A 26,490-nucleotide genomic window follows, 5' to 3' on the forward strand; every position below is an offset into this window, starting at 1 on the left:
CCGCATGCGCATAGCGCGATCGGCGGTCGTCGCCGTACTCGTCGGCTTCGCCATGCTGCTCATGCCCGGCTTCATCGCCCCCTCGGCCGCGCACGCCGCGCCCGCACCCGCGCCCGACGGGCAGGTGTACGTCGGCGGAGCGCTCGGTTACGGCGGCACGAAACTGTTCCCCATCTACTACGACGGCGACACGAGCGGCGAACCCGACGCTTGGGCCTACTGCATCGAGCACGATATCGACGCACGCACCGGCGCATGGGGAACCGTTGTCGGCGCCGGCGACTTCCTCGGCGAGAACGGGTTCACCGACCCGGCAGTGCAGGGCAAGGTGTTCTGGATCCTCGCCAACAGCTATCCGGCAGTGCCGCTCGAGGCATTCGGCGCGGCCGCGGGCGTGGCCGGCATCTCCCAGAACGACGCCATCGAGGCCATCACCTATGCGGTCTGGCGCTACACCGAGTATCCCCCCGATGCCGACTACGGTCCGGATATCAACTGGCCGTTCGCGAGCGCCGACAGCCGTGCCGCCTACCGATGGCTCGTGAACAGCGCCGATGCCGCCGACACCTCGGCCCCGGCCGCACCGACTCCGGTCAGCGTTTCCGTCACCGCTCCGACCGCCGCGTTCACCGCCGGCGACCTCGTCGGCCCCTTCACCGTGGAGACGAGCGGCGAGACCGCTCAGGTCGTCACCGACCCGGCGCTCGCGCTCGTGGATATCGACGGAAACGCTATCGACGCGAGCGCCGTGGCCGACGGCCAGCAGGTCTACGTCGACACCCGGGGCACCGAGGCCGCCGGCGACGTCACCGTCTCGGCTTCGGTGATCGGCGCGACCCCGACCTACAAGATCATCTCGGTGCCGCGTGCTCCCGGCAGCGACGCCACGGCCGAGAGCCACGCCCAGACCATCGCGATCGTGACGGCCATCCCCGAGACCGCGGCGGCGAGCGCTACTGCGAGCTGGGCGGCCGTGCCCGTCGCGCCGGTTCCCGCGATCGGCACCACGCTGCTCGACGCCGCAGACGGCGACCACGTGCTCCCCGCTGCCGGCGGCACCGTCATCGACACCATCACCTACGAGAACCTCACCCCGGGCGCCCGGTACACCGTGACGGGCGAACTCATGAACCGTGCCGACGGCGCCCCCACCGGCATCACCGGCTCCACGACGTTCACTCCGTCCGAGGCGAACGGCACCGTCGAGGTGGAGTTCGTCGTGCCCGAGGGGTACGCCGGCTCAGCGCTCGTCGCGTTCGAGCGCCTCTATCTCGGTGCCGATACGTCGGGCGCGCCGGTCGCGGTGCACGAGGACATCACCGACGAGGCGCAGACCGTCTCGGTGCAGCCGGCGCCTGCGACCACGACACCGACCGAGCAGCCGAAACCGGCTGCACCGGCACCCGCGCCCGGCGCGAAGTCCGGTGCCCTCGCCCACACGGGCGGCGCATCGACGACCGGCATCGCCGCGGTCGCCGCGATCGGCATCGCCGCCGGGGCCGCGCTGCTGCTCGCACGGCGCCGCTCGCAGGCGCGCGAGCGCTGATCGCGGGCTCGTACGAATCGAGGGCCGGGGTACCGCGTGATGCGGCCCCGGCCCTCGTCATACCTCTTTCGAAGCTCTACCCCGTGCCCGGTTCGCTACGCTGGTGCGCATGATGCCCGGCAGTTCACCCCGCACCGGCCTCCGCGCGCTCTCGGCGGCGGCCCAGGCCGGCGTCGCCCGGCGCCTCGGCCGCGAGGCCTGGCTGAAGCGCGTCGAAGCGCCCATGTGGGAGCTCTCGGATATGCAGCCGGTCACAGCGGCCTGGTGGCGCGAGCGACGACGGGTGCCGGGGCGGTTCTTCCACCTCGCGCTCGGCGACTCAACCGCTCAGGGCATCGGCGCCAGCACTCCGGGGCGCAGCTACCTCGGCCAGTTGACCGACCGCATCGAGTCCGAGATCGGCGAGAGCGTGCACGTCACGAATCTCGCAGTTTCGGGCGCGACGAGCTCCCTGTGCGCCAGGGATCAGCTCCCCCGCTCCGTCAATCCGCTCACGAAGCACCCCGACCTCGTCACGGTCGCCATCGGCGCGAACGACATCGCCGATTGGGATCCGGTGGCGTACCACCGCAATCTCAGCACCATCCTCGACGCACTGCCGTCGCACACGATCGTGGGCGAGGTGCCCTGCTTCCATCTGCCGTGGACCGACCGGCGGGTGCGCGAGGCGAACCGCATCCTGCATGCGGTCGCCGAGGCCCGAGGCCTCGGGATCGCGCCCGTTTACGAGGCCACCCGTCGCCGCGGCGTGCGGGGCGTGCTCACCGAGTTCGCGGGCGACGCCTTCCACCCCAACGACCGCGGTTACGAGGTCTGGGCCGACGCGTTCTGGCCGCTGGTGCGCGAGCGCGTCATCGCCGCGGGGTGGCCGCGCCCCCGGGCGACGGCGAAGCCTCCGGAGGTCGAGCCGGCGCAGACGTCCGGGCCGACGGACGACGGGTCGCGTTCAGCCGTCTGATCCCGCCGAGTTCCCGAGCCCGGCCGAGTCCCGGGCCAACCCCGGCCTCCGGGCAGGGAGCACCTCTACGACGACGTGGGGGTCGGGATCGCCATTCGATCCCGACCCCCGCGTACCTGCGCCGGCCGAAGCCGACGTCAGATATCGATGCCCGAGCGCCTACTCGCCCGCAATGGCCTTCCGACCCCGGCGCATCAGCATGAGCAGCGCTCCGACGCCGAGCAGCACCGCGCCGCCGATAGCGTACGGCGCGATCCCTGCAGCACCCGTCGCGGCGAGCCCCGGAGCCTTCGCACCGGAGCCGGCACCAGCGGCGTCACCGGCAGCACCGGCAGCACCGGCAGCACCGGCGACATCGTTCGCCCCGTTCGCCGAGCCGCCGCCATCGGCAGCGCCCGCGGCCGCACCCGAGGCGGCCGAGCCCGAGCTGCCGGAGCCTTCGACGCCGGCACCGCCCGCGCCGGCCTCGCCCGTGCCCGCAGCGGCGGTCACGGTCAGCGGCACCGCGATCTCGGCGCCGTTCGGCAGCATCGCGACGACCTGGTGCTCGCCCACGGCGGTGTCGGCCGGGATCTCGATCTGCTGCGCGAAGGCACCGTCTGCTGCAGCCTTCGCGGTGCCGAGCGGCACGGGCTCCGAGCGGAGCTCGAGCGCGATCTCGGTCTCGGGAGCGAACCCGGTGCCCGAGAGCGTCAGCGACCCGCCCTGCTCGACCGTCGCCGCGTCGAGCGCGATCGCGGGCGCCTCGGGCACCTCCATGCCGGCCTCGGTGACCCACTTCTCGCCCGTCGCGTACTTCGTGACGGTGAACTCGTCGAACAGCTCGCCGACCTCGGGCACAGCGCGCTCCCGGTATTCGGGGCGCGTCCCCTCGCCGCCCGTCTCGGTACCGGGCACGAGCGCGTAGCTGACTGCGCCCGAGGGCTTCTCGGCGAGGTACGAGCGGTACACCAGCTGGTCGCCGCTCACGTCGATCACCTGGTACGTGGTGACGTTCTCGCCGCGCAGCACCTGCGTCGCGCCGTTGTTCGTCCACACGTTGTTCGCCTCGCTCGCGAGGTCGTAGTGCTTCGCGCCCGAGTTCGAGACCGCGTAGACCGGCCCGGTGGTGAGGCCCGAGGTGCCCGTCTGGTCGGCGTTGTTCGCGCCGCGCGCGTAGACGTGGTCGTGCCCCATGAGCACGAGGTCGATATCGTTCTTCTCGAACACCGGCACCCAGAAGTCGCGCAGCAGCGGCTCATCGCGGCCCGACGAGCCCGAGTAGACCGGCTGGTGGAAGGTGACGACGTTCCATTTCGAGGGGCTGTTCTGCAGCACGAAGTCGAGCCAGGCCGCCTGGTACTCGGTCCACAGCTCCTTCACCTGCGAGCTCGGGCACTCGGCGCCCATGCAGCCGGGCAGGCCGGCGGGCGTGAGGAAGGTCGTGTCCCGGGTCGCGTTCAGCGTGATGAAGCGCACATCCTGGTAGTCGGCGTAGTAGACCGTCTCGGCCGCGAACTCGGCCCAGTGCGCGAAGTACGCGGCGTACTGCTGAGCCTCCGGGCTGTCGCCCTGAGCGCGCGCGGCGAGCTCGCCGATGGTCTCGAGGCCGGGCTGGTTCAGCGGGTATTCGAAGTGCGCCTTCCACGACGCGAGCAGCTTGTCGCCGGTGTACTCGTGGTTGCCGGGGGCCGCCATGACGTTGGTGCTCGTCGCCGATCGCTCCATGCCCGCGAACCAGTTGTTCCACTCGGTGTCGTTGCCGCCCGTGTTGATGAGGTCGCCCGCATGCACCGAGCCGATCGAAGCGGTCGCCCGCGCCTCGGCCTGCTGCACGACGCTCGGCCAGGTGGTGTCGAGACCGATCTGCGCGTCTCCGTAGTACACGAACTGGAAGTCGGTGGCGCCCGGGTCTGCGGTGGTGAACTCGAACCATTCGCTCCAGCTTCCCGGCAGGCCGACGCGGTACTGGTACGCGGTCGCGGGGGCGAGGCCCGTGACGGTGGCCGAGAAGTGCTGGTTCGGGTTGCCGTTCACGGTGCCGACCGAGACCGCATCGGTGACGACGGCCTCGCCGCCCGCGGCGGGCACGATCTCGACCTGGCCGGCGTTGTGCGACGCATCGCCCGCGAGCCACGAGAACGACTGCGAGGTCTCGGGCGTCTCGGTCGGGGTCAGGATGACGCGGGTCGGTGCCGCCTCGACGACCTCGCCCGGGGCAGCGGCAGCGGTGAGGGTGAGCGACGACATCTCGAAGTACGCGTCGGATGAGGTCTCGCGGTCCTGGTAGAGCGCGACCGCGATCGTGTTCTCGCCATCGCGCAGCAGCTCGCCGGGCGCCGAGAAGGTGCTGGTGAGCGGATCGCCGTTGCTCGAACCCGCGTACTCGAGATTGGTCGTGCCGGTGATCCGCGCGTCCTCGTAGCTCGCGACCTGCTCGCCGTTGATCCACACGACGAGTGCGTCGTCGTACGAGACGGTGCTCGAGAGCGAGGCGACCTGCTCGGCGACGCCCGCGTCGAGACTGAAGTCGGTACGGAAGAAGTAGGTCGGGATCGTCGGAGCCGCGGCGCCGTCGATGTAGTGCTCGAGCTTCGTGGTCGGGGTGAACGGGCCGACCGGTGCGAGCTGGTTCTTCTTGACCCCGAAGCCGCCGGGCGCGGTCTTCCAGGCGCTGTCGTCGAACTCCGGCGCCGTCCAGGCGCGCAGATTCTCGGCGCCGTTCGCGGGGTCGGTGTTGTCGTCGAGGTAGTTCCAGGTCGACCCAGCGGTGACGAGCGGTGCCGACGGAACTTCGGGGCCCGCGGGCGCATCGGCCGCATCGGGGGCGGCGAGCGCGGCGGTCGGCACGAGCGTGCCGCCGAGCATCGCGGCCACGACGAGCGCGAGGGCGCTTCGTCGGAGCCGGCGTTCCAGGGGAGGGTGAGTCAATGTTCTTCCTTCGAGTGGAGTTCGACTGTTCGGTTCTCGCCCCGCTCAGCGCGCAGGGCCTCGTCTACTCCAGCAGTCCGAGGTGGCCGCCAGACCCCGCCCCGGTGTCCGCCGCGTGACCTCCGGGTGTCCCCGCGGTGACCGCGCGAGTCCCCTCCTCCGCAGGGCGATGCCGGGCCGATTCCGGGCGAAATCATCCAGGGATCGCCCCTTCCGCGCACGGCCGCAACGATCGGCGGCATGCTCGAGAGGTATGCCCGTTCCCGAACGCATCCGTCGAGTCGAAGCGGCGCTGCGCAGCACCCGTGATCTCGAAGACGATGGTGTCTCTCCGTGCGCGGCGCCTACTCCTCGAGCAGATCCGTGACGAGGGCCGCGATCTCGCTGCGCTCGGAGCGGGTCAGCGTCACGTGCCCGAAGAGGCGATGCCCCTTGAGCTTCTCGATGACGACCGCGATGCCGTCGTAGCGGCCGACGCGCAGGTTGTCGCGCTGGGCGACATCGTGCGTCAGCACCACGCGCGAGTTCTGCCCGATGCGCGACAGCATGGTCAGCAGCACGCCGCGCTCGAGCGACTGCGCCTCGTCGACGATAACGAACGCGTCGTGCAGCGAGCGCCCGCGGATGTGCGTGAGCGGCAGCACTTCGATGAGCCCGCGCGCCATGACCTCGTCGAGCACGTTCTCCGAGACGATCGAGCCGAGCGTGTCGAACACCGCCTGCGCCCACGGCCCCATCTTCTCCTCGCGGTCGCCGGGCAGGTAGCCGAGCTCCTGCCCGCCCACGGCGTACAGCGGGCGGAACACCATGATCTTGCGGTGCTGCCGCCGCTCGAGCACCGCCTCGAGGCCTGCGGCGAGCGCGAGCGCCGACTTGCCGGTGCCGGCACGGCCGCCGAGCGACACGATGCCGACCTCGGAGTCGAGCAGGAGGTCGATGGCGAGGCGCTGCTCGGCGCTGCGGCCGGTGACGCCGAAGATCTCGCGGTCGCCGCGCACGAGGTGCAGGGATCGCGGCCCGTCGACCCGACCGAGCGCCGAACCGCGCGGCGAGGTGAGCACGAGCCCGGTGCCGAGCGGGAGGCCGTCGATGGCGCCGACGTCGTCGAGGCGGTCGTCGTTCCAGAGATCCTGCATCTGCTGCTCGTCGATGTCGACCGCGGCGGTGCCGGTGTAGGCGTCGTCCTGCGCGAGCTCGGCGCGGTACTCCTCGGCGCCGAGGCCGAGGGCCGCGGCCTTGAGACGCATCGGCATGTCCTTCGAGACGACCGTGACGTCGTGCCCCTCGTTCGCGAGGTTCTGCGCGACCGCGAGGATGCGGGTGTCGTTGTCGCCGAGGCGCATCCCGTTCGGGATGACCTCGAGGTTCGAGTGGTTGAGCTCGACGCGCAGCGTGCCGCCGGCGTCGCCGAGCGGCACGGGATGGTCGAGGCGGTGGTGCTGATCCCTGATCTTGTCGAGGATGCGCAGCGCCCGCCGGGCGAAGAAGCCGATCTCGACGTCGTGGCGCTTCTTCTCGAGCTCCATCACGACCACGATCGGGATGATGACGGAGTGCTCGGCGAAGCGGAACAACGCCGCCGGGTCGCTCAGCAGAACGGAGGTGTCGAGCACGTACGTGCGCAGCCGCTGGGCTGCGATGTTCGGCACCGCGGGGGTTTCAGGATTGAGCAACTCGGTCACGTTATCTCCTTCGTCCGGTAACCCACACGCTACGCCGCGGCGCGCGAGCCCGCAGAACCGACACGCATACCGCCGGGTGAAGGTTCATGAACATCGGATGGCGCTCGGAGAACGGCGAGTGTCGGGAGCATGCGCGCATGCCAGTAGAATTGCTCCCGGACCGGACACGGCAGGAGGTGCGCACCATGCGATTGCTCTGCCTCACGGACCAGGACCCGGCCGAGGCGCTGCCCGCGCTGGGGCTTCTCGCGCACGAGCTGCAGACGTCGCCGCTGCTGCTGCGCGTTCCACCGACGCTAACCGAGCGCTTCGATGCGGTGCTCGTCGACGGCACCCGCAATGCGCGCGGCGCGCGCGAGGCCTGCCTCTCGCTCGCGGGCGATCGCCTGCCGCGCGTCATCGTGCTGCCCGAGTCGGCGCTCGCCGCGCTCACCCCCGACTGGGGCGTCTCCGAACTGCTGCTGCCGACGGCGAGCCCGGCCGAGGTCGACCTGCGGTTGCGGCTGCTCGGCTCCCCCGCGCTCTCGGCCGGCGGGGGCGCCGTCGATACGGTCGCCGCCGAGGGCGTCATCATCGACGAGGCGAACTTCATCGCCCGCGTGCACGGCCGCCCGCTCGATCTCACCTACAAGGAGTTCGAGCTGCTGCACTTCCTCGTCGGGCACCCGGGACGCGTGTTCACGCGGGAGCAGCTGCTCAGCGGCGTGTGGGGCACGGACTATTTCGGCGGCACGCGCACCGTGGACGTGCATGTGCGGCGGCTCCGGGCGAAACTGGGCGAGCACGAGGGCCTCATCAGCACGGTGCGGGGCGTCGGCTACGGCTTCGCCCGCGAGCGCACCGACGCCGATTCCGTCGATGAGGTCGCTCCGGGCGGTGAAGCGGAGGAATGAGCATGACCGAGGACTTGCGGATCGACACCGGTGCCGGAAGCGATGCCATCGCCCAGGTGCGACGCATCGCCGCTGCCGCCGAACTCGCGGACGGGCGGCCGCCGGTGTCGGATCAGGCCCTGATCGCGATCGCCCAGGGCGGGCGGGAGCTGCTGCTCTTCTCCCCCGCCGCGGATGCGACCGCGGCGCCCGTCGCGTTCGGTGTCGTCGGCGAGGGCGAACTCGACCTCGTCGTCGAGCCGCACAGCCGCGGGCGCGGCATCGGCACGGCGGCGCTCGAAGCGCTGCTCGCACGCGCCGCCGGTGCGGTCGCGGACTCCCCTGCGGATACGGCTCCGCTGCTGGCCTGGTCGCACGGGGAGAACCCGGCCGCCGACGCGCTGCTGGCGCGGGCGGGGTTCGCGCCCGCGCGATCCCTGTATCTCATGTCGCTCGACCCGTCGCGCCTCCCCGATGCCGACCGGGGGCCCTCCGCGGTGCCGCTGCCCGACGGGTTCGCGCTGCGCAGCTACGGCGCGGGCGGCGACCCCGCGGCCGACGACCGCGAATGGGTGCGCGTCAACGCCGCGGCATTCGCGACCCACCCCGAGCAGGGGCGCATCACCGAGGCCGACTTCGCGCTCATGCGCGACGAGCCCTGGTTCGACCCGGCCGACCTGCTGCTGCTCGCGGCCCCCGCCGACCCTGCGGTCCCGGCGGCCCCGGCGCGACTCGCGGGCTACACCTGGGTGAAGACCGTGCCCGGCGAGACCGCCGACGCCGCTCCTGCCGTCGAGCTGTACGCCATCGGGGTCGACCCCGCGTACTCCGGCACCGGCCTCGGTCGCGCACTGCTCGACGTCACGCTCGCGCGCATGGCGCAGCACCGGCCCTCGAGCGTCGAGCTGTACGTCGACGGCGAGAACGAACGCGCGGTCGGCATGTACGAACGCGCCGCGTTCACCATCGCTTCACGCAGCCGGCAGTGGGCGCTGCAGACGCCGGCGCAGTAGGGCATCCGCCCCCATCTCGCGCGCCGGGCGATCTCCCGGCCGTCGCAGTGTTCCGCGCGCGGTGCACGTGCTGCCAGAATAGGTGCTATGAGCGAAGAGACGCGCGAGCCCATCACTGCCGAGACCACGGCGGAGAACGATCTGCCGATCGACCGCTACATCGATCGGGAGCTGAGCTGGCTCGCGTTCAACCAGCGGGTCCTCGAGCTGGCCGAGGATCCGACGATCCCGCTGCTCGAACGCGCGAACTTCCTCGCCATCTTCGCCTCGAACCTCGACGAGTTCTTCATGGTGCGCGTCGCGGGCCTGAAGCGCCGCATCGTGACCGGTCTCGCCGTGCCCACGAACGTCGGCCGCGCCCCGGTCGACGTGCTCGCCGATATCAATGCGAAGGCGTACGAGCTGCAGCTGCGCCACGCGCGCTGCTTCGCCGAGCAGGTCAAGCCCGCGCTCGCCGAGGAGGGGGTGCGCATCATCGTCGACTGGGCCCAGCTCGACGACGCCGACCGGGCGCACCTCACCGACTACTACGAGCGCCACATCTACCCGGTGCTCATGCCGCTCGCGGTCGACCCCGCCCACCCCTTCCCCTACATCTCGGGGCGCGCGCTCAACCTCTCCATCCGCGTGCGCAACCCCCGCACCGACAAGATCGAGTTCGCCCGCCTCAAGGTGCCGCAGATGATTCCGCGCTACGTGCGGGTCGACCGCCGCGAATCGCTCGACGATGTGCGGTTCATCCCGCTCGAGGCGCTCATCGCGAACCAGCTCGACGGCCTCTTCCCCGGCATGGAGGTCATCGATCACCACGTCTTCCGCGTCACCCGCAACGAGGATATGGAGATCGAGGAGGACGAGACCGAGAACCTCATCCAGGCGCTCGAGAAGGAGCTGCTGCGACGCCGCTTCGGCCCGCCCATCCGCCTCGAGATCTCGGACGACATGGATGCGGCGACGCTCGAACTGCTCGTGCGCGAGTTCGACATCGACGAGCAGCAGGTCTACACGCTGCCGGCGCCGCTCGACCTCAGCGGCCTCTTCGCCCTCTCGGGCCTGCGCCGCTCCGATCTGCGCTTCCAGCCGCACATCCCGGTGACGGCTCCGCAGTTCCGCACCGGGTCGCCGAGCGACAAGCCCGACACGCTCGGCGCCATCGCCCGCCGCGAGGTGCTCGTGCACCACCCGTACGAGTCGTTCGCGACCAGCGTGCAGGCGTTCGTCGAGCAGGCCGCGACCGACCCCGACGTGCTCGCCATCAAGCAGACCCTCTACCGCACCTCGGGCGACAGCCCCATCGTCGCCTCGCTCATCAAGGCGGCCGAGGCCGGCAAGCAGGTGCTCGCGCTCGTCGAGGTGAAGGCCCGCTTCGACGAGGAGGCCAACATCACGTGGGCGCGCAAGCTCGAGCAGGCGGGAGTGCACGTCGTCTACGGGCTCGTCGGGCTCAAGACCCACTGCAAGCTCGTGCACGTCATCCGGGAGGAGCAGGGGCGCCTCGCGCACTACTGCCACATCGGCACCGGCAACTACAACCCGAAGACGAGCCGCATCTACGAGGACTTCGGCCTGTTCACCTCCTCGCCCGAGGTCGGCCGCGACGTGACCAAGCTCTTCAACGTGCTCTCGGGCTACGCGATCGAGACGAACTACGATCGGCTGCTCGTCGCCCCGGAGGGGCTGCGCAAGGGCCTGCTCGAACGCATCGCGCGCGAGGCCGAGCACGCCCGCGCCGGCCGCCCGAGCGGCATCAAGCTGAAGGCCAACTCGATGGTCGACGAGGAGATCATCGACGCGCTCTACCTGGCGAGCCGCGCCGGCGTGCCGGTGCAGGTGTGGATCCGGGGCATCTGCTCGATCCGCGCCGGAGTGCCCGGCCTCTCCGAGAACATCGAGGTGCGCTCGGTGCTCGGCCGCTACCTCGAGCACTCGCGCATCTACGCCTTCGAGAACGACGGCGACCGCGAGGTCTACATCGGCAGCGCCGACCTCATGCACCGCAACCTCGACCGCCGCATCGAAGTGCTGGCGCGCATCGTCGACCGCGAGCATCTCTCGCGCATCGACCGGTTCTTCGAGTTCGGGTTCAGCGACGAGGTCTCGGCCTGGCGCATGCTGCCCGACGGCAGCTGGGACCGTCGCACGCTCGATGCCGACGGCGATCCGCTGCCCGACCTGCAGGATCTCGTGATGACCGACCGTACCGAAGCGCGGGCGAGGCGGTCGCGGTGAGCCGCAACGTGCTCGCCGCGGGCACGGTGTGCTGGCGGCGGGTGCCGACCGGCGACGGCGGCAGCACCGTCATGGTGCTGCTGATCCATCGCACCAAGCAGCGCGACGTGAGCTTCCCGAAGGGCAAGCTCGACCCCGGCGAGAGCATGCCGCAGGCTGCCGCGCGCGAGACCCTCGAGGAGACCGGGCTCGACATCGCCCTCGGCGCGAACCTCGGCACGGTGCACTACCAGCTGCCCGGCGGAGGCGAGAAGACGGTGCAGTACTGGGCCGCCGAGGTCGACGAGGCGACCGTGCACGCCTCCACCTTCCTGCCGAACCGGGAGGTCGAGGCGATCGAGTGGGTGCCCCTCTCCCGCGCACGCAAGCGGCTGAGCTACGCGGCCGACCGCGACATCCTCGACGTGTTCCGACAACTCGTCGAACGCGATGCGGCCGAGACGTTCTCGGTCATCCTGCTGCGGCACGCGAAGGCCGAGCCCCGCAGCGAGCGGTACCCCGAGGATCGCCTGCGGCCGCTCTCTGACGCGGGCGAAGATCAGGCCGAGCTGCTCGTCGCGACGCTCGCGGCGTTCCAGCCCGCGCGCGTGCTCTCGTCGACCGCCGAGCGCTGCCTGCGCACGGTCGCACCGATCGCGAAGCACCTCGGCAAGAAGGTCAAAGCGCGTGAGGGACTGAGCCAGGATGCCTGGGACGCGGGCGAGACCTTCGAGCTGCGCCGCATCCTCGGCAAGGTCGTGCTCAAGGGCAAGAGCACCATCGTGTGCACGCACCGCCCGGTGCTGCCCGACGCCGTGCGCGAACTGGCGCTCGCGACGAGCAGCCTGCCGGGCGATTACCTGCGCCGCGCCGCCGAACTGCCACCCGGCGGGTTCTCGGTGCTGCACTTCTCGCGCCACCACCCGGGCGCGGGCGTGCTCGGCGTCGAGACGTACCCGCTCAAGGTCTGAGGCCGCTCGCTCCGCTCGCCTCGCTCGCCCGTGCCCGGCCCGGCCCCGCCCCGCCGAATGCGGGAAAAGGTGCAGAATGGATGCCGGATTACGCACCAGATCGGGCATTCGCGCGACTGCCCCGCGCCTGGCCCGCGCCTCCCCGCGCCGCGCGAGAACGAAAAGACCGAGCCGCAGAACGCCTCTCGGCGGAAGGCCGCTCGAAGCGGCAAAAATTGGAGCCCGGGGTTACTGCGGCCCGGCAGCGCCCAGTTTAGCGCAGCGCTCTGCACGCGAAAGCCGGTTCGCCGGCCGGGTGCGGCGTGTTCGCGGCCGGCCGAAACCGGTCAGGCCAGCGTGCCGTCGCGCCAGCGGCGGGCGCCTACGTTGAGTTCGGTCGCGAGGGTCGAATACCGCAGCGCGCGTTTCGTCAGCAGGGCGGCGTGATCGTCGTCGTGCGCATCCCGCGCGTCGGCGAGATCGGCGGCGCCGAGCGACATGACCCGGCAATAGCTCGCGGCGCGCTCGAGCGCGCCCCCGAGGTCGCCCGAGAACACCCCGCGCAGAATCGTGTCGCAGAGCTCGGCGATCGAGTTCGGCGTGACGGGCTCGGCTGCGCCCGCGACGATGGGGTCGATCGTGGCGGCCGCTCCGACGCCTCTGCGGAACAGGTCCGCCGCGCCGTCCGGGTCTGCGGCGACGACCCGGCGCAGCAGGTAGAGGCGCCACAGCGCCCCCGCGAGCGAGTGCATACCCTCGCGGGCCCAGAGCTCGGCGATGTCGTCGATGCCCGCGCCCGATGCGAGGCCGACGACGCGTTCGACGACCTCGGGGTCGGCGACGCCGCGCACGCGGTCGAGCAGCGCCCACGAGGTCTCGCGGGCGAGCTTCTGCGCCGCCGCGGGGCCGTCGTCCCCGATGATCCAGTCGAAGCTGCTGCTCGGCTGCGTCACGGGGCGCTGATGCTCTCGGGCCACGGGTCTCCTTTTCATCGTCAGGGATCGCCGCCCGCGCTTCCCGCGGTCGGCCGATCGACCCTGCGAGTCTACGCCCGAGCCGGGCGCTGCGCGCCCGATTCGCGGACCGCGAACGGCGGAGTCATCGCTCTGACCGGGTTCGCTCCCTGTTCGCGTCGAAGCCCGACTCGCTGCTCGCCTCGGGCGATGAGCGCGGCGCCCCCGTCGCGCGAGAGCCGCGCCGCCCGCATCCCGAGGTTCGAGGTGCACGAGGCACCGCCGTGGTCGATTCGAAAGGGTCTGCTGCAGCATTGAGCGCGACACGTACCTCGGCCTTCATGCGGCCGGGCTACTCCGGGCGGGCCTGCTCACAGTATTCCGCGGCTCCGCGGCTCCGGCAGGAGACAGTCGCGATGGTCGATTCGCGAATTGGGCGTGTCGTCAAGACGCGTCTGGCTGCGGGAGTGCTGTGTCGAACACCCGGTCGGAATGGGTCCAGAGGAGTGCGCCAGCGGCGTTGCTGATAACGGTTCGTTGGACGTTTGAGAGGCGAGCGGCGAGGAGCGCACCGTGATCGGGGGAATGAACCTGGTCGCCGGTTCCGAAGAGTATGGCGACAGGGGATGTGATCGTGGCCAGATCGATGGGCCAGCGTGTCATTGCCATGATCGTGTCAGCGACGTATCCGCTACCGTCTCTCGCGAAACCCTCCGCGAGTGACGATTGATAACGGGCGTCGAAGGCAGGCGCGGTAAAGACGGCACGGTCTTGCGCGTCGGACCCCTCAAGGACCATGTCGCGCATGGCATGCGGCGTGAGGGAGTGCAGGAGGTCCCGGGCTTCTTCTGGGTTGTTCTGCGCGAGATCGGGCAAAGCGCGCGCACTCTCGGGAAGCAGCGCTCGCACTGACGGGTTGGCCACTTCGTCTGCTGGTGAGGCCAGCACGAGTTTCTGTACCCACCCCTGGGCTGCTGCGGCCAGACCGAACAATGCGCCCTGCGAGTTCGCAACCACAGGAAGGCTGGGGTCGGCGACGCCGAGCACCGCGGCGGCGAACGCGCGATAGTCATCTGCTGTGGACGCGGGGGTGCGGGTGGGATCCGGGTCTGAGCCGCCCATGCCTGGACGATCCATCGTGATCAGTCGGATCCCTCGGGTCTGAAGCGAATCCTCACCGAAAATCATGGACTTGCCGGTTCCGGCCCCTGCGATGAAAAGAATCGGTGTCCCGTCTGCCGGACCATGGACGAGACCAGTCAGCGATCTGCCTGACGGGCGGCTGACGGAGAAAACTGATGGCATTGCCCAATTCTAAGCCGATCGCACTTCCGCATCGTTCGTCAATATGTAGACCGAATCGGCCTGGACCGAACACCTCGGAGCCAGGAGGTGGCGGGCGGCTACCGCGTCCCCGGCGGCCGCGATGGCGGCCGGGGCCACTGAGTCGAATGCTGTTGGGGCGGCACCCGGTGCGGATAGATCAAGTCTGGGAACGGCCGAGGTCGCGCTGTAGCGCGACGGCACGAATTGGCGAAGCGATGCTTCGCCAACTTTCGTGCCCCCAGTAGGGATCGAACCTACGACCTGCGGATTATAAGGTCGCACCTCAGCAACGTCTCCTATGTCGATTTCTCCGCCCGAAACCGGTCCTTGAGCAAGAATGCCATTGGCCATTGAAGCGCTCACAATGGCATAACTAAGCACAAGCACTCTCATAAAAAGCTTCCGTCCAACAACTACCAGAGAATGTCAAGAGAAGGGGGGAATCCAAGCACTCAAGTGCTTGGATTCCCCCCTTCTCTTCGTTGTTATGGAGGAGTTTCGTTGTCAACTTGGGACCTTGTACTTGAGCGATTTAGAACCTATCAAGAGGCTTCCGGACTGAGCACACGCACTATAGAAGGACGGGAGGCGACACTACGCGCGCTTAGCAAGCACTCGAATCGGATACCTGAGGAACTTGAATTCGACGACCTAACAAGGTTTCTTACGCGGCCCCACGCTTACACCGGGGAGCAGCTCTCACCCGGAACTAAACAGGTGGAGCGAAGCTATCTCCAAATATGGAGCAAATGGGCAGCCGAAGAAGGAGTAATACCGGTTGACATTGCGAGACGGCTACCGAAAGTCCGTGTGCCCCGCCGACGGGCGCGTCCGATCGGCCAAGCTCATATTGACGCAATGCTCGAGCTCGACACGCTCTGGCAAACCACACTCGACCTCATAGCGGTAGCCGCCAACACGGGGCTTCGTGTTGCCGAGATTGTCCGAATACACGGCACTCATTACGACTCACGCTCTGCCGTGCTAAAGGTCGTGCGTAAGGGAGGGCTCGTCCAATACATCTACTGCAATCAAGCAGTCGTTGAGATTGCCGAAAGGCTGCCGTCCGATGGCTGGTGGTTCCCGTCGCCGTACAAAAACCACCTGTTTCCTGACGGCGATGGCCACCTCCTTCCAAAGAGCGCTTCAGCCAGAATGACAGCCGTGCTCCGACGAATCGGAGTCGAAGATCCACGAGTCACTGGCCATAGCCTCAGGCACTTCTACTGCTGTCTCCAGATCAGACTCGGAGTGCCAATCCACATCGTTCAGGAGCTCATGGGCCACGCTTCTCTCAATACCACCCAGAACTACATCAAGGTCACCGAGGAAGAACTTGAAGCTGCTGTCGCCGGTATGCCGTACATCCCTTCAAGCATCAGCTCGATGAACCCTGGTACGTTCCCGTTCGATCGGGCAAGCCGTCGCCCCCACGTCTCCCCTAAGCAGTTACGAGCCGCAAGTTAGTTAGACGTTCTACGTCAGGGCCGCGCCCACTTTCCTTGACGCAACATAAGTATCCAATGTGACCGGAGTGTCCTCTCATGTTCCTGAACATAGGAGGACGCTCCTTCACATGCCTATGGTGACTCTTTCACCAGTATTAACTTCTCCAAGACTCCCCGGTGTAGTCATCAAGAAGGCAGTCACAGATTGCCCAGACCCTAGCGAATCCGAGTTTGAGTCCCAATCGTCACCCAAAGAAACCTCCACAACTTCATGCCCACGCACCCAGACGATATCCATCTTTTCCATTGATAGTTCGTCACTTAGTCGTACGGTTCGTGCAGGATCAACGGTTACCCAAATGCCGATACCAGCCTTAGGCTGAGGCATTGATTTAACGGTCGATGACCCCCCTGCTGGTAGAGTGGCTCGCTCAACTGAGATGCCTGTGCTGCCGATGGAAACATAGACCTCAGGTTCGGCAGGACGATAACACGCTTGAAGTGGGAGCATCAGCAAAACAGATAAAAGAATAGTTCCGAACCTACGCTGTCTGCTGGAAACCCGTATGGACTCAGGAGAGTTCACCACCCGTTCCCCTACTCTTTTTTGATGGATTTGGCCCAACTATCGATTATCCGAAATCCAATTTTCAATCAGGATACCTCCCAAGGTCGACCGCTTCGCGGCCGACCTTTTTGCTTTTCAAGCTTTTCTTCGTGTGAAGCCTTCGGCATCATACGCGCGACCAACCTCCGGCAACCCAGTCAGTGCGCCGCTGCGCGGCTCCCTTTGTCGCGGCGTGCTCGCGTGTCCTGACGGCCACGCGCGTCCGCCGCTGTGGGTGGCCTGCCGGCTGTTCTCGCTGTTCGGTGCAAGCACCTTCACACGAAGAAAAACGTGATGGAGGGATTTCCAGACCAGCGCAGTCTTGCGCTTCTAGAAGCAGGAGAGGAACTCAGCATCATGTCTCAGATCACTGTCTACACGAAGCCCGGATGCGTGCAATGCACCGCCACGTACCGGGCGCTCGACTCCAAGGGAATTGCATACGACGTTGTCGATGTCTCGACAAACGAGGAAGCGCTCGAGCTAGTCAAGGCTCTTGGCTACCTCACCGCGCCCGTCGTCACCACGCCCACTGACCACTGGGGTGGCTTCCGACCCGACAAGCTCAGCACGCTCCACGACGTTTCGGGACAGTGAGTAATGGCACAGTTTCGTTTCGCTCTTGCAGGGCTCGCGCTCATCGTCGGCGCGGCCGCCATCATCGCCACTCAAGACGTCTTCGAGGATCCGAGCGTGACGCAGCTCGCAGATCAGACAGGAGCTGTAGTCGTGTCTCGCGTAATCGATGGGGACACCTTTGTTGCCACCGCTGCAGGTGCAGAAGTTCGAGTGCGGATCATCGGCATCAATACCCCTGAACTTGGACGCAACGGCTCTGTCGACGAATGCTATGCCGTTGAAGCACGCACTCTGCTCGAGGAGATGATCGGCGGCCAGGCTGTAACTCTCTCAAACGACCCTACACAGAGCGGCTCCGACCGTTACGGCAGGCTCCTGCGCCACGTCGCTGTCGACGGCCACGATGTCGCCGTGGTCCTGCTATCTCAGGGCGCCGGCCGCGAGTACCGCTACGACCGAGACTACGTCGGCCGCACAGACCACATCAGAGCCGAAGCAAAAGCTCGCAGCTCCGAAGCCGGGCTCTGGTCCCAATGCCAGTGACCTCATCATCACGATCACAGAAAGCCCCACTCACCATGACTCGTCGCGACCTTGTCGGCCTTACTCTCGTCGGCTCCTTCTTCCTCTCCGCAGCCACCGTCGTCGCTGTCGGACTACTGCATTCCCACTGACCACCGGCCACCATCACTACGAAGAATCGAGGAACACATGCCCCGCACAGACTGGGTCGAGCTCCGCACCACTCACCTCTCAACCGTCTGGGAGCCCGCGCTCGCGCGGTTCGAGCTCCTGCGAACAGACCGCCAAGACGCCGAATGGCTCAACCTCGCCACCGGGGCCAGAGTTGCGCTCGTACAGAACGGCGGCTGGCGGCAAGCCGAGAACCGAGAAAGCGGGCCGCGCGCGTACCGCCTCTTCCACATGCTCCAGACGCCGATGGCCCACGACATTTCTGACGTGCTCCCCCACTCGGTTCGCGAATTCGACAACGCAGCGACGGGCGCCGACACCTACCAGCATGCACGGACCCGATGCATCGAACTCATACGTGAACAGCTCAGCCTCTGACTCATTCGCAATTCTCGCTACAGAAAGGCCCACGAATGCCTGAGAACATCACCCCCTACGACGCCGGCTGGCGACTCGAGCCCAAGGTATGGGTACGCGATGGCAACACCGGACGTGAAGATCCCCGTCCTGCAGTCTCCGACGACTACGGCCGCGTCGACTTCGAAGACGACGAAGGTCACAGCGTCTTCACCGTGCACTTCACCAAGACCGAAGCCGGCTACATCCTCCGTGTCGACGAGCACCAGGACGTAGTCCTCGGTATTGAAACGAGCACGCAACGCCAAGTCCGGGAGACTGCCATGATGCAGCTCGACGCCGACCTGCGCGTCATCGCCCAGAAGCATGCCTCGTCGCTCGACTTCACTAATGATGGTGACCCTGAGTCCTTCGGACTCGGGCACTACGTCTTCGAGAACCGTGCAGCGAATCACCGCCTCGCCCTCACCGAGGAGTACGACGGTACAGACTGGAGCGACGATGAACGCGTCCCTTCCGCCTGGACCTACGACATCTACGCTCTCGCCGACGACCGCGATAGTAGGCCAGAATGGCAGCTCGTTACCGAGGGACGTATCGAAGCTGAACGCGTCACCGAGCTCACTACAATCGTCTCCGAGTGGGCGAACGAGCGGGCTCGGGAGCACAACACGCATGAGGCGATGCGAAGCTCTCAACCGCAGACGCCGAGCCATCCTCAGGGCCCACGATTAGCTATGTAAGTCGGCATCATAAAAGTGCGCCCTCTACCGGTTGGTAGAGGGCGCACTTTTATGGGCCCGGTCAGTACGTGTTCTCGGTCGCGTATTCGTCCGGACGTAGTCCCGGGTCAGCTAGCAGCTCGATCATCATGCGTGAGGTCGACTCTCGGTTGTCGATCCACCATTTTGCGGGGCCGATCTTGCGGGCCGCGTCAAGCACTTGCTCCTCGAATTGCTCTTCACTCATGTCGCCTTCCTGCACGAGATCGGTATACGCGTCCCGGAGGAGTTTGAAGCGTTCCTCGGTCCCCCACGACACCTGCTTCTCGCTGCCCTGGAGAATCGGGAGATTCGATCGCTGCTGATCTTCCGCCGCCTCCTGCTTGAGTGCGTCGCGTTCGGCCTGTCGCTCCTTCGAGACTTTTCGGTCCGACGTTCGTTTGAAGCATTCGAAGCACGGCTTCGAGCTCCACCAATCTGCTTTTCCGGCTCGTTGCCCCGCGGGGACATTGGATAGGTCGCGGTCTTCCTCGTGACCGCACTTGTGCTGAATCGTGAATGTCGTCGGGATACTCATTCTTGTTCCTTTTCTGTGTCGCACGTAGGCGACCGTCGTTGGCACTTGTCGTCGTTACTTGGGGACGGATATGGGATCAGGGAGGTGGACATCGCGAGCGACGGACAGCCTCCAGCGACACGAGCACCGGCGACGACCGCGACATCCGGACTCGTACTGCCTGCGTCATGCCGCACCCGTCGCGACCTGGCCCTGTCGCGACATGTCCGGCCGGTACAGTCGCGCCTCGAGCTTGCCGATGAGGAGGTACTCTGTCGCGTCCACCGGCTGTCCCGGTGTCGCATAGGAGAGCGTCTTGGTGTCGCTGTCGTATGTCGCGACACCGTTGCTCGACCCCAGATCCTCTATGGTCCATATGTCGCGTCTGCGATCATGTCGCAGACGCGCATGCGTACGCGACAGGGTTCGCGCCGGGTCCGGCAGTTTCACGGGTGTCGCTCCGTTTGTCGCTTCGGGATGTCGTCCGACCACGACGTCGCCGCCGGGCAGAACGATGTGTTCCCCGGTTGCGAGCTCCAATGTCCACGGCGACTGTGTCGCCGACGCCGCGACATAGACGATGGTCGCCTCAAGCGACTCGTCCGGTTCCGGTTCCAGTTCAGTCTCTGGAGGAGGCGGCGCGACATGCGACACCGGCGGCGACACCACTGTCGGCGCGACTTGGAACTCCTGAGGGCCCGCCAGCGCAGTGCCGGCGACCGTCGTGTGGAGGGGCTGTTCGATCGGTGCCGGCGCGACTAGCCACGGTTCGACGTTTTTCTTCCGTCGACGTCGTTTCGATCCACGCTTCGTTCGAACAGGAGCCGGCGCTTCATCCGCCGGGGATTGCCGGGCGGGCGCGGGCGCGGGGCCGCCGCCGCCGAGCAGGCGGCTCAGCGAGAGCCCGCAGTTCAGGCACAGTGGGTCAGTTGCTCCGGCAGCCACCTCGTTGCCGAAGAGGCAGAACGGGCAGGTCAACCGCTTCGCACCGGTTATTGGGTTCGGAGAATCAGTCACGCCTCACGAACCAGGACCACGCGCACAACGAGCGGAAAGTCTGTCCGATATCCAGTAGAGGCGGCGACACGTGAGCACGTTCCGCTGCCGCGATGTCGCGACACGACTTCGGGCCACGACACTGGCGCATCGCCTGTCCCAACGCTCGCTACGAACCAGTCGCGATCCGTGAAGACACGAATGTCGCTCTGACTGCAGACACGATGTCGCACCCGCTGTCGCGGCATCACCTCGATACCGAATGTCCCCCGACGCTCATGACGTGTCTTCTGTATGTCTCCCATCCCGGGTCATGTCGCGTTAACACAGGACACGATGTCGCCCCTGATTGGTCGTCTCCGCAGTGCCCCGGTGCGCTGTAGTCGGTGTCAGTGCTGTCGCGTCGCGACGCGGCTTAGCGGCTCTGTCGCCTAAACCAGTTGAATCGTCTACCGCGCTTGCGCTCCTGCGGAAGGTGATTGTCCGCTACAGGTAGTACTACTGCCTCAGGCAGAGATAAAGCACCTTGCTGAAGTCGCATACCGCTCAGTTCGCCTCTCCGTTCAGGATCAGGAACCGCTTCATAAACAATTCCAAGGTCATCGAGAAGGGAGATATCGAGCCTCCAACTGAGCTGGCTGCGACGCCGCCAATCGATAAAGGCCTGATCGATATGATCCATGAGTTCCTGCGCTGACCAATTGTTCACGCGCGCCAAAACAAAGGTCGCAATGTCTTCCTTCCCACGAAGACTGGCATGCCCAAAATGCGTCGCAGTGTGGCAATCCGTACACAACAGGATGAGGCGACGCAGCGTCTGAATAGCTTGTTCTTCGTCATAGTCCCAGCGCTCGTGGGCTTCGAGCCATCTCTTGGCCTCCTTGTCACGTCGACTTCCACAGATCTCGCACTGGTGTCCGGCACGGTCACTCATCATGCGACGAATTCGGTTCCAGTCTCGTTTCGAGACGCACGAACGCACATTCGTAAACCAGCAGCTCTGCGGCACCAAATCAACATATAGGCCACCGCCGAACGACCGGTCCTCGCTGGCTGCCGCGCTGGGGAGGGGTGGGAGGTGCCACGGGAGGAGAGCTCCAATCGTTGCCTCAGTGGCATACCAGCGTCGGGCTACAGGGTCCCAACGAGCCCCTGCAGCTTTCGCGACATCTTTCTCGTCAAACGACACTTCGAGCCAGTACTTCACGATCACAGCCTACGGCTGTCGACGATCTTCGATCGTGCATAAATCACCCACCGGTCGAAAGCCCTCATTCTTCGGACTTTCTCCCTACACGACTGGCATTCGAGGTTTTCCGCGTCCCGCGTTCCGTGACACCGACTGCGCAGCCCCGCCCTTCTGTGATGTGAATGGGCGCCGATTGCCCACCACGACCGAAGGAGAAATGGTGCTGAAACCGAAGCAGATCACAGCTTGGCGGCTCGCCCTGCGCATCGAGCGGCAGCTCGGGTACATGCGGTCATACGGCCGTTTCGCCGCCTACGGAGTGGTCGAGGAAATCACTGATGGACTTCGCAGGACCGACCTGACACGAGACGAGCACCAGCGACTTGCCGATCAGTGGACGGACCTGAACAAGCGCGCACGCAACCGGCATTGGTTCGATCTGAGGGGCTTGCCTGACCCGTTCGTTCGCAACTACCAGATCATCCGTGAAGCCGATCTTCGATGAAGTCAAGGAGTCAGAAGCAGTTCGAGGCGGTTCTACGCCGTGGTCGCGGTATCGCTCACCCCGCGAAGCCTGCAGAGCAAGAGATCGGCTGGCACGTTACTTGCGAACGTCCGGGTTGCAGCAAGACGTTCTTCACTCCGACGAGGCAGCGACGGTACTGCAGCGCTCAGTGCCGGCGACTCGTTGAGCAGGCGCGGGCCGCACTGAATGATCGTCTCGAGCAACTCCTGCTGCTGACGTGTGCCGCGGAAGACTGCAATTCAAAGTTCCGGGCATTCACTGTCGAGCATCGCTTCTGCTCTTCAGCCTGCCGGAAACGCGCGCATCGCGCAGCGTCGGATCTCTCGTCGACGCACTGTGCATGGTGCGACAACGTGCTCCCTGAGGGCGCGACACGGCGACGGGTCTACTGTGGCGATTCGTGCCGTAGCCGTGCGGTTCGGAGCCGCAAATGTTAGCTGTCATCGTCGCCCTTCTTCCGTGCACGACGTTCATGAACCGCGAGCCGGCACCAGGTGACCAGGTCCCGCGCCTTCGGTCCGTATTCGATAATCGCGGTGACGATGTCGATCCAATCTATGAAGTCCAGTCCAAACATTTCGGCCTTCTCTCCTGTCGCAATAGAGGGGTGTTTCCCTCTGAATGCGCGGTGCGAGGCAAGGACCGAAGCGGACATGCTCCGCGAACAACGGCAAAGCAGGCCACGAGAACGGTGGATCCTCAATTGGGCCGTGAAGAATGGGAGCAGAAATGCTGACGGTGACGTTGATCGGCGCAACCCGGAATGCGTGGGGTTATCTCATGGGTACTGTCGCGACCGAGCACACGCTCGACCGGGCGGAAGGCAAGGCCGCCTATTACATGGCGAACGGCACCCCGCCCGGCATGTGGGCCGGCGCCGGCCTCACCGGCCTCGGTCTGGCCTCGAACGACTCTGTTGAGGAAGAGCAGCTCAGTGCGCTCTTCGGTGAAGGCGTCCACCCCATCACCGGCGCTTCGATCGGAAGAAAGTTCGCTACCCCGCGCACGATCGAGGAACGAGTCGTCACCCGTATTGCGGAAGCAGCGGCCGATCCGGCAAACCAGAAACTCTCCTCTGCAGAGTTCCAGCAGCTCGGCGACCGGATCCGGCAAGAAGTCCTCGATACCCCGGAGAAGCAGAGTGTATCTGGGTTCGAGTTCGTCTTCAGCCCCCCGAAAAGCGTGAGCGCCTGGTGGGCGCTCGCCGATCCCGAACTCAAGGACGAGATACGGCAAGCCCACCATGCCGCGATCCAAGCCACGATCAACAAACTCGAGCATGACATCATCCGCACGCGTACCGGCGTCGACGGAGTCGCGCAGACTCACGTCCGCGGTATCACTGCCGCTCTATTCGACCATTGGGACTCCCGCGACGGCGACCCCCAGCTGCACACCCACATGCTCGTCTCGAACCGTGTCCAAGGCGAAGACGGCCGCTGGCGCACGATCGACTCCCGCGGCAGCCTCTTCCCCGGAGCGTCCACCGCGAGCGAGTTCTACGACGGCGTACTCATGGACGAGCTCAGCGCCCGGTTCGGCCTCGAATGGACCGTCGACCAGGTGCTCGAAGCTCCGCAGCGGTACCGTGACTGGCTTGCCAAGCTCCAGCGTGCCGATTCCCCTGCATCCCGGCAGCAATTTGCGCTCGACCAAGGAGTGAGTGCGGGGTCCGTGAAGTGGCAGATCGCTGGTGTTCCTGCGGCGCTGAACCGTGAGTACTCCACCAGGTCTCGGGCGATCCAGCGAGAGAAGGATCGGCAGATCCAGGAATATGTGAAAGCGGCCGGCAAGCAGCCCTCCGCCCGCGAGATCATCAAGATCAGACAGCGCGCAACCCTTTGCACTCGGCAAGCGAAAAAGCACCGCACGCTGCGCGAGCTCACACAGTCTTGGCGCGATCGCGCACGGCAGCATATCGGCGACTCGTTCCTGTTCGCCGACCGTCTCCACGACGCCGGCGCGGCTCGTAAGAACGACCTCCCCTTATGGTCATTCCGCCACGATGACGTTGACCATGAAGCAGCACAGCAAGCCGCCGCATTCGTACTCCATACGCTTTCCGAGTCGCGGTCGACCTGGGGGAAACGGAACGCCGAAACCGCAGCGCTACGCGCGATCGCAGGATGGAGGTTCCGATCCCCTGAAGACCGTGACCTCGCAGTGCAGCACGTGGTCGACCAGGTCCTCGCCCAGGCGGTCCCGCTGACCCCCAAGAACCCGTTGCATACGCCGCGGCGGTTTCGCACCGTCGACGGTGGAAGCCAGTTCCATCCGCAGGTGCGCGACCTCTATACGACACGTGAAGTCTGGGATGCGGAAGAACGGTTGCTCGAGGCCGGCCGCGCCACTACCGGGGCCCGCGTCGACCCCGCTCTCGTTGACGAGCTCCTCCTTGCTCCGACTGGCGCAGAACAGCGCATCCTCTCCTCGGACCAGGCCGCGGCCGTCGAGAATCTCGTGCTCAGCGGCCGCGCTGTCGACGTACTCGTGGGCCCCGCCGGCGCAGGCAAGACCACCAGCCTCGAGAAGCTTCGCGAGATCTGGGAGCGGCAGCACGGTAGCGGCAGTGTCCGTGGCCTCGCCCCGACTGCCCGCGCTGCCGAAGTGCTCGCGGATTCACTCGGCATCCAAACCGAGAACACCGCCAAGTGGCTCCACGAAACGTCGCAAGGCACTGATGTGAAGGACGGCTTCGATTACCGACTCAAGGCCGGCGACTTGATGATCGTCGACGAAGCGTCCATCGCCGGCACCATCGCCCTCGATCGACTCCACGACCAAGCCCAGCAGGCCGGAGCGAAGTTACTCCTCGTGGGTGACTGGGCGCAGCTTGCCGCCGTCGACGCCGGCGGTGCTTTCGGACTCCTCGCGAACGACCGGGCAGACGTCGCAGAGCTCGTCAACCTGCACCGGTTCAAGGCTGACTGGGAAGGGGACGCGTCCAAGCTCCTCCGCCTCGGAAAGACCGCCGGCCTCGATCCCTACCTCGAGCACGGCCGCATCACGTGGGGGCTCGATGAGAGCATCGTCATGCAAGCCGTCGATGCATGGAAACAGGACGAAGCGACACGGGGCGCCGATGGCGACACGCTCACGTCGCTCCTCATCGCTCCCACGAATGATGTCGTCGAACGTCTCAACGACATTGCTCGCGACTGGCGCATCGAGCAAGGACACGTCGATGCGACACGAGAAGCGACAATCGCCTCCGGCGTGGCGTCCCCAGGCGACCGGATCGTGACTAGGCAGAACGCTCGCGCGCTGCGAACTGACCACGACCGCTGGGTCAAAAACAACGACGAATGGATCGTCACCCACGTCGACGCGGCGACAGGCGACATTGTCGCTTCATCCGGCGACGAACAGGTGACGCTGCCAGCGTCTTTCTGTCGTGACCATGTGCAGTTGGCGTACGCGACAACCGCACACCGGTCACAGGGCCGTACAGTCGACACCGCTCACGCAATCATAGATTCGTCCGCGTCGCGCGAGACATTCTATGTCGCCATGACGCGCGGCAAACTCTCGAACCGCGCCTATGTCGTGATCGACGAAGGAGACCAGCTCGGCGACAGCGCGGCGACAGGAATGTCGCGCACCTGGCAAGAAACGCTCGACCACGTCGTACTGAACCGAGGCGGCGACATCGCCGCGCACGACACCCTCCACGATGAAGCAGGGCGGATCGGCTCGCTCCGCCAACTCGTCGCCGAATATCACACCATCACCGCTGACCAACTCGAGCGTGAATATCTCCCGACTCTGCAACAGCTCGGACTGGTCGAAGCAGATGCACCGGAATCGCCCTACCTGGGACCAGTGCTGGCGAATCTACGCCGTGTCGAATTGGCCGGAAAAGACATCCCGGAGACCGTCTCAGATCTATTGGGCGACCGCGAAACTGGCAGCGCCCGAGATGTGCTCGCCGTTCTCCACTACCGCCTGGCCGCGCACCTGGAGAGCACTGCGTCTACATCCTCGGCCGATGAGCCATTGCTAGCCGGACTCATCGAACGTTCCCCGAACTTCACCGACTCTGACACGATGCGGGCGCTGCGGGACCGCGAAACAGCAATCCAGCTACGTGCCGAGTTCGTTCTCGATCAAGCCGTCGCGGCAGGCGCACCGTGGGTCGAAGAGCTCGGTCCAGTACACCCTGGCGACGAAGCTGAGTGGCGTAAACGGGGAGTTGTGGTTGCCTGCTACCGAGATCTCTATGGTGTCGATTCCGATGAGGCGCTCGGCCGGAGTCACGAGAACGCACGCAACCGCGAACGCGGTCGACAGATCGCCGCGGCCGCGCTCCGCACCCAACCGGCCGTGGAGTACACCACCGTGCACACGGTGCCCCAGTACGAACAGATCGCCCCGCAGCAGGGGCCGCGTCTCAGCTAGA

General features: G+C 66.2%; 21 protein-coding genes. 13 read left to right on the forward strand and 8 right to left on the reverse strand.

Annotated features, from left to right (window positions below):
- Positions 1–4 precede the first annotated feature (4 nt).
- Positions 5–1,546: a VaFE repeat-containing surface-anchored protein gene (locus ACUYTF_RS01610; protein ID WP_434141201.1), complete on the forward strand. Its 1,542-nt coding sequence runs from the start codon at positions 5–7 to the stop codon at positions 1,544–1,546.
- A 109-nt stretch (positions 1,547–1,655) separates the two neighbouring features.
- On the forward strand, positions 1,656–2,504 hold the full coding sequence (locus ACUYTF_RS01615; protein ID WP_434141199.1) for an SGNH/GDSL hydrolase family protein: 849 nt from the start codon (positions 1,656–1,658) through the stop codon (positions 2,502–2,504).
- Positions 2,505–2,663: 159 nt separating this feature from the next.
- On the opposite strand, the gene ACUYTF_RS01620 is transcribed toward ACUYTF_RS01615, so the two are convergent.
- Both ACUYTF_RS01620 and ACUYTF_RS01625 read right to left on the reverse strand, forming a co-directional pair.
- Positions 2,664–5,414: a fibronectin type III domain-containing protein gene (locus tag ACUYTF_RS01620; RefSeq protein ID WP_434141197.1), complete on the reverse strand. Its 2,751-nt coding sequence runs from the start codon at positions 5,412–5,414 to the stop codon at positions 2,664–2,666.
- Positions 5,415–5,758: 344 nt separating this feature from the next.
- The gene (locus ACUYTF_RS01625; protein ID WP_434141195.1) at positions 5,759–7,096 is read right to left on the reverse strand and encodes a PhoH family protein; all 1,338 of its coding nucleotides are present in this window, start codon (positions 7,094–7,096) and stop codon (positions 5,759–5,761) included.
- 185 nt (positions 7,097–7,281) lie between these two features.
- Here ACUYTF_RS01625 and ACUYTF_RS01630 point away from each other — a divergent pair, with 185 nt between their 5' ends.
- The 4 genes from ACUYTF_RS01630 to ACUYTF_RS01645 all read left to right on the forward strand — a co-directional run bounded on the left by ACUYTF_RS01630 (position 7,282) and on the right by ACUYTF_RS01645 (position 12,160).
- Positions 7,282–7,989, forward strand: coding sequence for a winged helix-turn-helix domain-containing protein (locus tag ACUYTF_RS01630; RefSeq protein ID WP_434141672.1), 708 nt, complete (start codon positions 7,282–7,284; stop codon positions 7,987–7,989).
- A 2-nt stretch (positions 7,990–7,991) separates the two neighbouring features.
- Positions 7,992–8,981: a mycothiol synthase gene (gene mshD / locus ACUYTF_RS01635; RefSeq protein WP_434141193.1), complete on the forward strand. Its 990-nt coding sequence runs from the start codon at positions 7,992–7,994 to the stop codon at positions 8,979–8,981.
- A gap of 87 nt (positions 8,982–9,068) precedes the next feature.
- A complete protein-coding gene (locus ACUYTF_RS01640) occupies positions 9,069–11,210 on the forward strand; it encodes an RNA degradosome polyphosphate kinase (RefSeq protein WP_434141192.1) in 2,142 nt (713 codons plus the stop codon).
- On the forward strand, positions 11,207–12,160 hold the full coding sequence (locus tag ACUYTF_RS01645) for an NUDIX domain-containing protein (RefSeq protein WP_434141190.1): 954 nt from the start codon (positions 11,207–11,209) through the stop codon (positions 12,158–12,160). Before ACUYTF_RS01640 ends, ACUYTF_RS01645 begins: the two co-directional genes overlap by 4 nt.
- A 326-nt stretch (positions 12,161–12,486) precedes the next feature.
- On the opposite strand, the gene ACUYTF_RS01650 is transcribed toward ACUYTF_RS01645, so the two are convergent.
- Both ACUYTF_RS01650 and ACUYTF_RS01655 read right to left on the reverse strand, forming a co-directional pair.
- Entirely contained in the window at positions 12,487–13,116 is a 630-nt protein-coding gene (locus ACUYTF_RS01650) for a hypothetical protein (protein ID WP_434141189.1), read from the reverse strand.
- Between the two features lie 420 nt (positions 13,117–13,536).
- Entirely contained in the window at positions 13,537–14,397 is an 861-nt protein-coding gene (locus tag ACUYTF_RS01655) for an alpha/beta fold hydrolase (RefSeq protein WP_434141187.1), read from the reverse strand.
- A gap of 879 nt (positions 14,398–15,276) precedes the next feature.
- Here ACUYTF_RS01655 and ACUYTF_RS01660 point away from each other — a divergent pair.
- The 5 genes from ACUYTF_RS01660 to ACUYTF_RS01680 all read left to right on the forward strand — a co-directional run bounded on the left by ACUYTF_RS01660 (position 15,277) and on the right by ACUYTF_RS01680 (position 18,845).
- Complete coding sequence (locus ACUYTF_RS01660; RefSeq protein ID WP_449279225.1) at positions 15,277–15,885, forward strand: tyrosine-type recombinase/integrase; 609 nt, start codon at positions 15,277–15,279, stop codon at positions 15,883–15,885.
- A 945-nt stretch (positions 15,886–16,830) separates the two neighbouring features.
- On the forward strand, positions 16,831–17,070 hold the full coding sequence (gene nrdH / locus ACUYTF_RS01665) for a glutaredoxin-like protein NrdH (RefSeq protein ID WP_449279226.1): 240 nt from the start codon (positions 16,831–16,833) through the stop codon (positions 17,068–17,070).
- 3 nt (positions 17,071–17,073) lie between these two features.
- A complete protein-coding gene (locus tag ACUYTF_RS01670) occupies positions 17,074–17,595 on the forward strand; it encodes a thermonuclease family protein (RefSeq protein WP_449279227.1) in 522 nt (173 codons plus the stop codon).
- Between the two features lie 168 nt (positions 17,596–17,763).
- Complete coding sequence (locus tag ACUYTF_RS01675) at positions 17,764–18,123, forward strand: hypothetical protein (RefSeq protein ID WP_449279228.1); 360 nt, start codon at positions 17,764–17,766, stop codon at positions 18,121–18,123.
- A 35-nt stretch (positions 18,124–18,158) separates the two neighbouring features.
- Positions 18,159–18,845 (forward strand): hypothetical protein, encoded by a 687-nt coding sequence (locus tag ACUYTF_RS01680; RefSeq protein WP_449279229.1) that lies wholly within the window; start codon positions 18,159–18,161, stop codon positions 18,843–18,845.
- Positions 18,846–18,906: 61 nt separating this feature from the next.
- On the opposite strand, the gene ACUYTF_RS01685 is transcribed toward ACUYTF_RS01680, so the two are convergent.
- The 3 genes from ACUYTF_RS01685 to ACUYTF_RS01695 form a co-directional block, all read right to left on the reverse strand.
- Positions 18,907–19,401, reverse strand: coding sequence for a hypothetical protein (locus ACUYTF_RS01685; RefSeq protein ID WP_449279230.1), 495 nt, complete (start codon positions 19,399–19,401; stop codon positions 18,907–18,909).
- 165 nt (positions 19,402–19,566) lie between these two features.
- Positions 19,567–20,397 (reverse strand): FHA domain-containing protein, encoded by an 831-nt coding sequence (locus ACUYTF_RS01690; RefSeq protein WP_449279231.1) that lies wholly within the window; start codon positions 20,395–20,397, stop codon positions 19,567–19,569.
- Positions 20,398–20,791: 394 nt separating this feature from the next.
- On the reverse strand, positions 20,792–21,583 hold the full coding sequence (locus ACUYTF_RS01695) for a DUF5710 domain-containing protein (RefSeq protein ID WP_449279232.1): 792 nt from the start codon (positions 21,581–21,583) through the stop codon (positions 20,792–20,794).
- A gap of 199 nt (positions 21,584–21,782) precedes the next feature.
- Here ACUYTF_RS01695 and ACUYTF_RS01700 point away from each other — a divergent pair, with 199 nt between their 5' ends.
- Positions 21,783–22,070: a hypothetical protein gene (locus ACUYTF_RS01700; RefSeq protein ID WP_449279233.1), complete on the forward strand. Its 288-nt coding sequence runs from the start codon at positions 21,783–21,785 to the stop codon at positions 22,068–22,070.
- A gap of 454 nt (positions 22,071–22,524) precedes the next feature.
- On the opposite strand, the gene ACUYTF_RS01705 is transcribed toward ACUYTF_RS01700, so the two are convergent.
- A complete protein-coding gene (locus ACUYTF_RS01705; protein WP_449279234.1) occupies positions 22,525–22,668 on the reverse strand; it encodes a hypothetical protein in 144 nt (47 codons plus the stop codon).
- 152 nt (positions 22,669–22,820) lie between these two features.
- Here ACUYTF_RS01705 and mobF point away from each other — a divergent pair, with 152 nt between their 5' ends.
- Positions 22,821–26,489, forward strand: coding sequence for a MobF family relaxase (gene mobF, locus ACUYTF_RS01710; RefSeq protein ID WP_449279235.1), 3,669 nt, complete (start codon positions 22,821–22,823; stop codon positions 26,487–26,489).
- Position 26,490: the final 1 nt, after the last annotated feature.

It is taken from the genome of Leucobacter sp. GX0328 (assembly GCF_053567315.1).

Bases quoted from the DNA above. Each gene is read 5' to 3' on its own strand.
- ACUYTF_RS01640 (WP_434141192.1), top strand. From the start codon at position 9,069: ATGAGCGAAGAGACGCGCGAGCCCATCACTGCCGAGACCACGGCGGAG.
- ACUYTF_RS01680 (WP_449279229.1), top strand. From the start codon at position 18,159: ATGCCTGAGAACATCACCCCCTACGACGCCGGCTGGCGACTCGAGCCC.
- ACUYTF_RS01675 (WP_449279228.1), top strand. From the start codon at position 17,764: ATGCCCCGCACAGACTGGGTCGAGCTCCGCACCACTCACCTCTCAACC.
- ACUYTF_RS01615 (WP_434141199.1), top strand. From the start codon at position 1,656: ATGATGCCCGGCAGTTCACCCCGCACCGGCCTCCGCGCGCTCTCGGCG.
- nrdH (WP_449279226.1), top strand. From the start codon at position 16,831: ATGTCTCAGATCACTGTCTACACGAAGCCCGGATGCGTGCAATGCACC.
- ACUYTF_RS01610 (WP_434141201.1), top strand. From the start codon at position 5: ATGCGCATAGCGCGATCGGCGGTCGTCGCCGTACTCGTCGGCTTCGCC.
- ACUYTF_RS01700 (WP_449279233.1), top strand. From the start codon at position 21,783: ATGGTGCTGAAACCGAAGCAGATCACAGCTTGGCGGCTCGCCCTGCGC.
- ACUYTF_RS01630 (WP_434141672.1), top strand. From the start codon at position 7,282: ATGCGATTGCTCTGCCTCACGGACCAGGACCCGGCCGAGGCGCTGCCC.
- ACUYTF_RS01655 (WP_434141187.1), bottom strand. From the start codon at position 14,397: ATGCCATCAGTTTTCTCCGTCAGCCGCCCGTCAGGCAGATCGCTGACT.
- ACUYTF_RS01670 (WP_449279227.1), top strand. From the start codon at position 17,074: ATGGCACAGTTTCGTTTCGCTCTTGCAGGGCTCGCGCTCATCGTCGGC.
- mobF (WP_449279235.1), top strand. From the start codon at position 22,821: ATGCTGACGGTGACGTTGATCGGCGCAACCCGGAATGCGTGGGGTTAT.
- mshD (WP_434141193.1), top strand. From the start codon at position 7,992: ATGACCGAGGACTTGCGGATCGACACCGGTGCCGGAAGCGATGCCATC.
- ACUYTF_RS01705 (WP_449279234.1), bottom strand. From the start codon at position 22,668: ATGTTTGGACTGGACTTCATAGATTGGATCGACATCGTCACCGCGATT.
- ACUYTF_RS01660 (WP_449279225.1), top strand. From the start codon at position 15,277: ATGCTCGAGCTCGACACGCTCTGGCAAACCACACTCGACCTCATAGCG.
- ACUYTF_RS01685 (WP_449279230.1), bottom strand. From the start codon at position 19,401: ATGAGTATCCCGACGACATTCACGATTCAGCACAAGTGCGGTCACGAG.